The sequence below is a fragment of the Stenotrophomonas geniculata ATCC 19374 = JCM 13324 genome (assembly GCF_001431625.1).
In the GTDB taxonomy this organism is placed as follows: domain Bacteria; phylum Pseudomonadota; class Gammaproteobacteria; order Xanthomonadales; family Xanthomonadaceae; genus Stenotrophomonas; species Stenotrophomonas geniculata.
In genome coordinates this window covers 1-7079 of the sequence record NZ_LLXT01000019.1, presented here as the reverse complement: position 1 = coordinate 7079, position 7079 = coordinate 1, and the positions used below count along the sequence as shown (strand labels likewise).

The 7079-nt window shown below is 66.3% G+C and carries 7 protein-coding genes; 2 read left to right on the top strand and 5 right to left on the bottom strand.

The window, feature by feature from the left end; genetic code table 11:
* Positions 1-257: 257 nt before the first annotated feature.
* Complete coding sequence (locus ARC63_RS01230) at positions 258-1379, bottom strand: inorganic phosphate transporter (RefSeq protein ID WP_019338433.1); 1122 nt, start codon at positions 1377-1379, stop codon at positions 258-260.
* A 13-nt stretch (positions 1380-1392) separates the two neighbouring features.
* Positions 1393-2019: a DUF47 domain-containing protein gene (locus ARC63_RS01225; RefSeq protein WP_004152833.1), complete on the bottom strand. Its 627-nt coding sequence runs from the start codon at positions 2017-2019 to the stop codon at positions 1393-1395.
* Between the two features lie 292 nt (positions 2020-2311).
* Between ARC63_RS01225 and ARC63_RS01220 the strand changes: the two genes are divergently transcribed.
* Positions 2312-3616, top strand: coding sequence for a hemolysin family protein (locus ARC63_RS01220; RefSeq protein ID WP_032952709.1), 1305 nt, complete (start codon positions 2312-2314; stop codon positions 3614-3616).
* Entirely contained in the window at positions 3600-4259 is a 660-nt protein-coding gene (locus ARC63_RS01215; RefSeq protein ID WP_057502325.1) for an exopolysaccharide biosynthesis protein, read from the top strand. Before ARC63_RS01220 ends, ARC63_RS01215 begins: the two co-directional genes overlap by 17 nt.
* Positions 4260-4348: 89 nt before the next feature.
* On the opposite strand, the gene ARC63_RS01210 is transcribed toward ARC63_RS01215, so the two are convergent.
* The 3 genes from ARC63_RS01210 to ARC63_RS01200 form a co-directional block, all read right to left on the bottom strand.
* Positions 4349-4846, bottom strand: coding sequence for a pyridoxamine 5'-phosphate oxidase family protein (locus ARC63_RS01210; protein WP_019338431.1), 498 nt, complete (start codon positions 4844-4846; stop codon positions 4349-4351).
* Between the two features lie 69 nt (positions 4847-4915).
* Complete coding sequence (locus tag ARC63_RS01205) at positions 4916-5911, bottom strand: LLM class flavin-dependent oxidoreductase (protein WP_057502324.1); 996 nt, start codon at positions 5909-5911, stop codon at positions 4916-4918.
* 153 nt (positions 5912-6064) lie between these two features.
* Positions 6065-6832, bottom strand: coding sequence for a sulfurtransferase (locus tag ARC63_RS01200; RefSeq protein ID WP_019338429.1), 768 nt, complete (start codon positions 6830-6832; stop codon positions 6065-6067).
* Positions 6833-7079 lie beyond the last annotated feature (247 nt).

Below are 7079 nucleotides of genomic sequence, written 5' to 3'. Positions count from 1 at the left end.
GGCGGGGTGGGGCCGGTTGCGGGGGACGCCGTAAACCCGTCCCTGGGGGCTTGTCCGCGGCATCCATGCCGCGGACACCCCCACAACCGGCCCCACCCCGCCTTCGACAGATCTCCGCGAACTGTCGGAACGGCGTCGTGCACTGCTCTGGTGGGTGTCGACCTTGGTCGACACGCTTGATACGGAAGAATGATCTGCCCATGAAAAAAGCCCGCCGGAATACGGCGGGCTTTTTTTGTGCAACGTGTGCGTGCAGATCAGGTCCAGCCGACCAGCTCGAACAGCTTCAGGATCAGGTACGCACAACCGCCTGCTGCCGGGATGGTCAGGATCCAGGCCCAGACGATGCGTTCGATCACGCCGAACTTCAGCGAGCGCGGGTTCTTGGCGAAGCCGACGCCCATGATCGCGGTGGAGATGCTGTGCGTGGTCGAGACCGGCATGCCGAAGTGGGCGGCCAGGGTCAGGATGGTGGCCGAGCTGGTCTCCGCGGCGAAGCCGTGGATCGGGTGCAGCTTGACCATCTTGTGGCCCAGGGTCTTGATGATCTTCCAGCCACCCGAGGCGGTACCGGCAGCCATCACCACCGCACAGGTCAGCACGATCCACATCGCGATGCCGTCACCGGCATGCGCATCCGGATGCATGAAGGCCAGCCAGGACGGCAGGTCGTTCAGTGCGCCGGTGGCTTCTGCACCGATCAGTGTCATGGCGATGATGCCCATGGTCTTCTGCGCATCGTTGTGGCCGTGGGCAAAGCCCATGTAGGCCGCCGAGGCGATCTGCGCCTTGCCGAAGAACGCGTTGACGATGCGCGGGCGGGCCAGGCGGCCGATGGCACCACCGATCTTGGCCAGGCCGGCGATCAGCGCCCACAGCAGTACCATCACCACGATGCCGAGCAGGAAGCCGGCGATCGGCGAGGTGATCATCGGCACGAACACCTTCCACAGCAGGCCCTTGTTCTGCGCCCAGCTGCCCAGGCGCTCGGACCAGATCAGGGCGTCCCAGTTGTTGTGGGCCGCAGCCAGGCCGGCGCCGCAGAGGCCACCGATCAGGGCGTGCGAGGACGAGGACGGCAGGCCCTTCCACCAGGTGATCAGGTTCCAGATGATGCCGCCCAGCAGGGCGCACAGGATCACCTGCGGGGTGACGTCGACCACGTTGGTGTTGAGCAGGCCCGAGGCGATGGTCAGCGCCACCGCGGTACCGGTCAACGCGCCGATGAGGTTCATGAAGGCGGCCAGCATCACCGCCCAGCCGGGCGAGAGCACCTTGGTCGCCACCACGGTGGCAATGGAGTTGGCGGTGTCGTGGAAGCCGTTGATGAACTCGAAAACGAGCGCGGCCAGGATCACCACCAGGACAAGGGTCAACATGCGGCGGCGTCCGTCAGCTGTTCTTCAACACGATCTGGTACGCCACCACGCCGGCCTCGCGGCAACGGTCGATGGCCTTTTCCAGGATCTCGAAGAATTCCTTCAGCAGGAACATCTGCAGGTTGTCCAGGCGACCGGAATAGATGTCGCGGTACAGCTCGAGCATCAGGCGGTCGGCCTCGTTCTCCAGCGAGCGCAGCTTCTCGTTGAGCGCGGTCATCCGGTCCAGGTTCATGTGGCGCAGGTCGGCGACCATCTCCACCACCACGCCGGCAGCCTGTTCCAGCATCGCCGCGCGCGGCGCGAAGTCGATGTGCTCCAGGTGGGTCGTAGCCAGCGAATAGCGATCGGCGAACTTCTCGATCTGCTTCGGAATCTTGTACAGGGCCGAACCCAGCGCTTCGATGTCTTCGCGCTCGATCGGGGTCATGAAGCTGTCTACCAGCGCCTGGCTGATCTTGTCCGAGGCCGCGCGCTCGCGCAGGCGGGCCAGCTTGAAGGCGTCCAGCGCGGGCTGGCGGTCGGCCTCGCGCAGCATGGAATGCAGCGCCTTGGCGGCGTCGGAGGCCGCGACGGCAGCCTCATCAAGCAGGGTGTAGAACTGTTTGCCGGAACCGAAAATGGTCTGCAGAGAGAACATTGAGAAACCTGTCAGCCGTCGCGGGAAGGACGGCACCAGACGGAATTATGACGGCTAGATGACCATCACGGGTATCCCCGTCCCCTTTCGGGGCTCTGGAGCCCCCAACCTGAACAGGCGGTTGCCACCCTGCCACGCCCCTTTGCTAAGATGCCAGCGCGCCCTCGGGCGCACCTTATGGACGACGACCCTTATCTCCCTGCGCCGCGCCGGACCCTGTTCCTGAGCGCCAGCCGCCATCGCAAGCACCCGCCCTCCCTGCCACCAACCGGGGACGATGCCCGTGTTTGAAATGATCCTGATTGTCTTCGCGCTGGTTCTGCTGAACGGCTTCTTCGCCATGTCCGAGATGTCGGTCATGACCTCGCGCAAGAGCCGCCTGAAGCAGATGGCCGCCACCTCCAAGCGCGCCGCCAAGGCACTGGAGCTGTCGGAGAAGCCGGAGAGCTTCCTGTCCACCGTGCAGATCGGCATCACCGTGATCGGCGTGCTGACCGGCTACCTCGGCGGTGATGCGATCGGCGACGCGATCGCCGGCTGGCTGCAGGGCCTGATGCCCGGCTTTGCGTACGCGCGCGAGGTAGGCACCGCCCTGGCGGTCTCGCTGATCACCTTCATCACGCTGATCTTCGGCGAACTGGTTCCCAAGCGCCTGGCCCTGACCCGCTCCGAGGCCATTGCCGGCCTGGTCGCCATGCCGATGAGCTGGCTGGCCAGGTTGGCCCTGCCCTTCGTCTGGCTGTTGTCCAAGACGACCCAGCTGGTCCTGCGCCTGTTCGGCCTGGGCAAGGATGAAGTCGCCTCGGTGACCGAAGAAGAGATCCGCATGCTGGTGGCCGAGAGCCACGAGGCCGGGGTGATCGACGCCCACGAGCGCGACATGATGAACCGCGTGATGCGCCTGGGCGACCGCACCGCCGACAGCCTGATGACCCCGCGCAACCGCATCGCCTGGCTCGACACCCAGGCCGGGCTGGAGCGCAACCTGGAAATCATGGCCGAGCATGAGTTCTCGCGGTACCCGGTGTACCGCGACAACGACATGGACGTAGTCGGCGTGCTCGAACTGAAATCGCTGGCCACGCGCATGGCGCGCGGCGACAACGCGCTGTTCCAGACCCTGCGGGAACCGCTGTACGTTTCCGAATCAACCCACGCGATGAAGCTGCTGGAGATCTTCCGCGAGGAACAGCAGTCGATGGCGCTGGTGGTGGACGAGTACGGCGAGATCCAGGGCCTGGTGACCATCAGTGACCTGATGGGTGCCGTGGTCGGCCGCCTGCAGGCGGTGGAGAACGCCGACGAAGATGCGCTGGTGGTGACCCGCGAGGACGGCTCGCTGCTGGTGGACGGCTCACTGCCGATCGAAGACGTGCGCGAACTGATCGGCAGCAACGACCTGCCCGACGCCGAGGACGGCGACTACTACACGCTGGCCGGCATGTGCATCCACTACTTCGGCCGCATTCCGCACGCGGGCGAGTACTTCGACTGGGCCGGCTGGCGCTTCGAAGTGGTCGACCTGGACGGTGCGCGGGTGGACAAGCTGCTGCTGCGCACGTTGTCCGACGAGCAGGCCGATGAGCTCACCGCCTGAGGCCGGCCAGGGCCCGGGCGCCCAGCGCCCGGCCTACCGCAACGAGGGCATCCGCACCCTGCTGGAGATGTTCGCCTCCGGCGATCCGGCCGAGCACATGCCGCTGGGCCAGATCCTGTGCAACCTGCAGCAGGGCGCGTTCGGCGTGTTCCTGTTCGTGGCGATCCTGCCCTCGTTCATTCCGATTCCGGGCATGGGCGGCGCGGTCAGCGGTCCATTGGTGATCCTGATCGGCCTGCAGATACTGTGCTGCCTGCGCCGCCCCTGGCTGCCGGGCTTCATCGCCCGCCGCGGGCCAAAGCGCGGCACCATGCACCGTTTCCTGGACCGCATCGACCGCCCGCTTCGGCGCCTGGACAAGATGCTGAAACCACGCATGCCGCAACTGCTGACACCGCTGCCCGCCCACGCCTTCAGCGGCCTGCTGCTGGTGTTGCTGGGCCTGCTGCTGTCGCTGCCGATTCCCTTCACCAACTTCCTGTTCGGCTTCCAGCTGCTGCTGTTCTCGTTGGCGCTGCTGGAACGCGATGGCGCGCTGATGCTGTTCAACTGGATCGCGGCGCTGGCAGCGATCGCATTCTTCGGTTTCAGTTCGGGGCAGCTGGTGGGCTATACGGTGGAACTGTTCCAGCGTTGGTTCTGAAAGCCGACCACTGCGCTCGCCGGGCATGGCCCGGCGCTACCCACGATGCGCCCCCGGTAGCGCCGGGCCATGCCCGGCGGGGCGAAACCTCAGCGCAGATCAATGAAACCGTTGTCGGCCAACGCCGCCGGCTCGTCCTGCACTGCAGACAGCACGAAGCTCAGCGCCGTGCCCAGCAGAGTGCCCGGGCCATCCCAGTATTCGGCACTGTCGGCGCGCACATGGATCAGGCGAAGGTTGGGGTCATCCTTGCCACCGGGGAAGAACAGCTTCATCGCCGGTGACCACAGCTCCTCGATCTTCGCGCGATCATCGACCACGCGTGCCCGCCCCGCCACCGACACGTAGGTGTTCTTCGAGGGCGAGGCGTAGGCCACGTTGACCCGCGGATCGAGCGCGATCTCGGCCACCTTCGGGCTGTCGCCGGTGATCACGAACCACAGGTCACCGTCGAAGGCGACCTGCTGGGTGGCCAGCGGCCGGCTGTAGAGTCGCCCGTCGACGCCGGTGGTGGTGAACATGGCCACCTCCACGTCCTTGATCAGCTCGGCCAGTTGGGCAATGTGTTCGGCACGGGTCTCGGCCATGGTGGGGACTCCAGAAGTGGGAGCCCCCATCAGACGCGGATCGGCCGCAACAGGCCGTGACGCAATTGTTCAGCCCGCGTGGCGGGCGTGCCAGGCCTGCATCGCCAGTTCGAACGAACGCAGGCGTGCGCGGTGGTCGTACAGATTGGCGGTGAGCATCAGTTCGTCGGGCTTGTGCCGTTCGACGAAGGCGGCGATGCCCTCGGCCACCTGCTGCGGATCACCCAGCACGGTGCAGGCCAATGCCCGCTCCACCCCCAGCTTTTCATGCGGTTCCCAGAACGATTCGATGTCGTCGATGGGCGCCGGAATCTTGCCCGGCCGGCCACGGCGCAGATTGACGAAACTCTGCTGCTGGCTGGTGAAAAGGCGGCGTGACTCGGCTTCGCTGTCGCTGGCGACAACGTTCAGGGCCAGCATCGCGTGCGGCTGCTTCAACGCGGCCGAAGGGCGGAACTCGCGGCGGTACACCGCCAGCGCTTCGTCCATCACGTCGGGCGCGAAGTGCGAGGCGAACGCATACGGCAGGCCCATCGAGGCGGCCATGCGCGCACCGAACAGGCTGGAACCGAGGATCCAGGTCGGCACCCGCAGGCCACCACCTGGAACCGCCTGCACCGCCTGCCCGGGCTGTACCGGCTCGAAGTAGTGCAGCAGCTCGCGCACATCCTGCGGGAACTGGTCGGCGCTGTCGAAGTAGCGGCGCAGTGCACGCGCGGTCGGCTGATCGGTGCCCGGCGCGCGGCCCAGGCCGAGGTCGATGCGGTCCGGATACAGCGAGGCCAGCGTGCCGAACTGCTCGGCCACCTGCAGCGGGGCATGGTTCGGCAGCATGATGCCGCCGGCACCGACGCGGATGCGCTTTGTACCCCCGGCCACATGGCCGATCAGCACAGCGGTGGCCGCGCTGGCGATGCCGGGCATGTTGTGGTGTTCGGCCAGCCAGTAGCGGCGGTAGCCCAGCGCATCGGCGTGCTGGGCCAGTTCCAGCATGTTGGCGAAAGCGGCTGTGGTGTCACTGCCCTCGCAGACCGGGGCCAGGTCAAGGATCGACAACGGGATCATCAGGCGTTTTTCCGTCACAGGATCCCCCATGCATGGGGACGGCCCGGCGCCGCGGCCAGTGACGGTGGCGGGATGCTGATTCCCGTGGGGGCAGGTTCAGCGCCCACCGGATCGTGTAGAGCCGAGCATGGGCTCGGCGCTACAGAAGCGCGGTCAGAACGCGCTGGGGCGCGGCTCCGGCAGCGGCTGGTCCACCATCGGCTTCAGCTCGGCGTCCAGCGCCACGCGCTCATCGAACACGAAGCAGCGGCCTTCGTAGCCTTCGCCGCCCACCTCCTCGAAGTAGCCGAGGATGCCGCCATCGAGCTGCAGCACATTGTCCATGCCGTCATTGACCATCCACAGCGCGGCCTTCTCGCAGCGGATGCCACCGGTGCAGAAACTGACCACGGTGCTGTCCTTCAGCGCTTCGCGGTGCGGCGCCAGCGCCTCGGGCAGGTCGGTGAACTTGTGGATGGGCAGCACCAGCGCATCCTTGAAGGTGCCGTACTCCACTTCCTGCAGGTTGCGCGTATCGAGCATCACCACCGGCTTGCCGGCGTCATCATGCCCCTGGCGCAACCAGCGCTGCACCGTGGCCGGATCGATCGCCGGCGCGCGCGGATAGTCCAATGGCTGGCCGTCGTCACGGCGGAAGCTGATGATCTCGTCCTTCACCTTGGCCTTCAGCCGCGCGAACGGCTGATGCTCACTGAGGCTGGTCTTGACCCGCATATCGGCAAAGCGCGCGTCGGAACGCAGTGCCACGTAGAAACCCTCGACCGCCTCTGGCGCACCTGCCAGGAACAGGTTCAGCCCCTCGCCCGCCACCAGGATCGTGCCGCGCAGCTCCGCCGCCTCGGCACGCGCCAGCAGCTGGTCGCAGAGGGCCTGGGGAGCGTCGATGACGGCGAAATGGTAAGCGGCGGTATTGGCGATCATCCTGCCATTTTAGCGCCTCCTGCCCGCACAGACAGATTCAGGGATCAGAGCCCTCTGCACGGCAGAGGGATCCGACCCCAAGCCCGGCAGACACCCGGAATCTGTCAGGGGTGGGGCGGTGTGGGCAGGCAGGACCGTTGGCGCCCTGGATTGGGCCATCGAGCCCCCCGGGGTGGGTTTACGGGGTGTCCTTCCTGTCCACACCCCCCCCCCCCACACACAGAAAAAACACAGGAGGCTGTTTCTC

Coding starts and splice junctions, on each gene's coding strand:
- ARC63_RS01230 (WP_019338433.1), bottom strand. CDS start 1,379: ATGTTGACCCTTGTCCTGGTGGTGATCCTGGCCGCGCTCGTTTTCGAG.
- ARC63_RS01225 (WP_004152833.1), bottom strand. CDS start 2,019: ATGTTCTCTCTGCAGACCATTTTCGGTTCCGGCAAACAGTTCTACACC.
- ARC63_RS01220 (WP_032952709.1), top strand. CDS start 2,312: ATGATCCTGATTGTCTTCGCGCTGGTTCTGCTGAACGGCTTCTTCGCC.
- ARC63_RS01215 (WP_057502325.1), top strand. CDS start 3,600: ATGAGCTCACCGCCTGAGGCCGGCCAGGGCCCGGGCGCCCAGCGCCCG.
- ARC63_RS01210 (WP_019338431.1), bottom strand. CDS start 4,846: ATGGCCGAGACCCGTGCCGAACACATTGCCCAACTGGCCGAGCTGATC.
- ARC63_RS01205 (WP_057502324.1), bottom strand. CDS start 5,911: ATGATCCCGTTGTCGATCCTTGACCTGGCCCCGGTCTGCGAGGGCAGT.
- ARC63_RS01200 (WP_019338429.1), bottom strand. CDS start 6,832: ATGATCGCCAATACCGCCGCTTACCATTTCGCCGTCATCGACGCTCCC.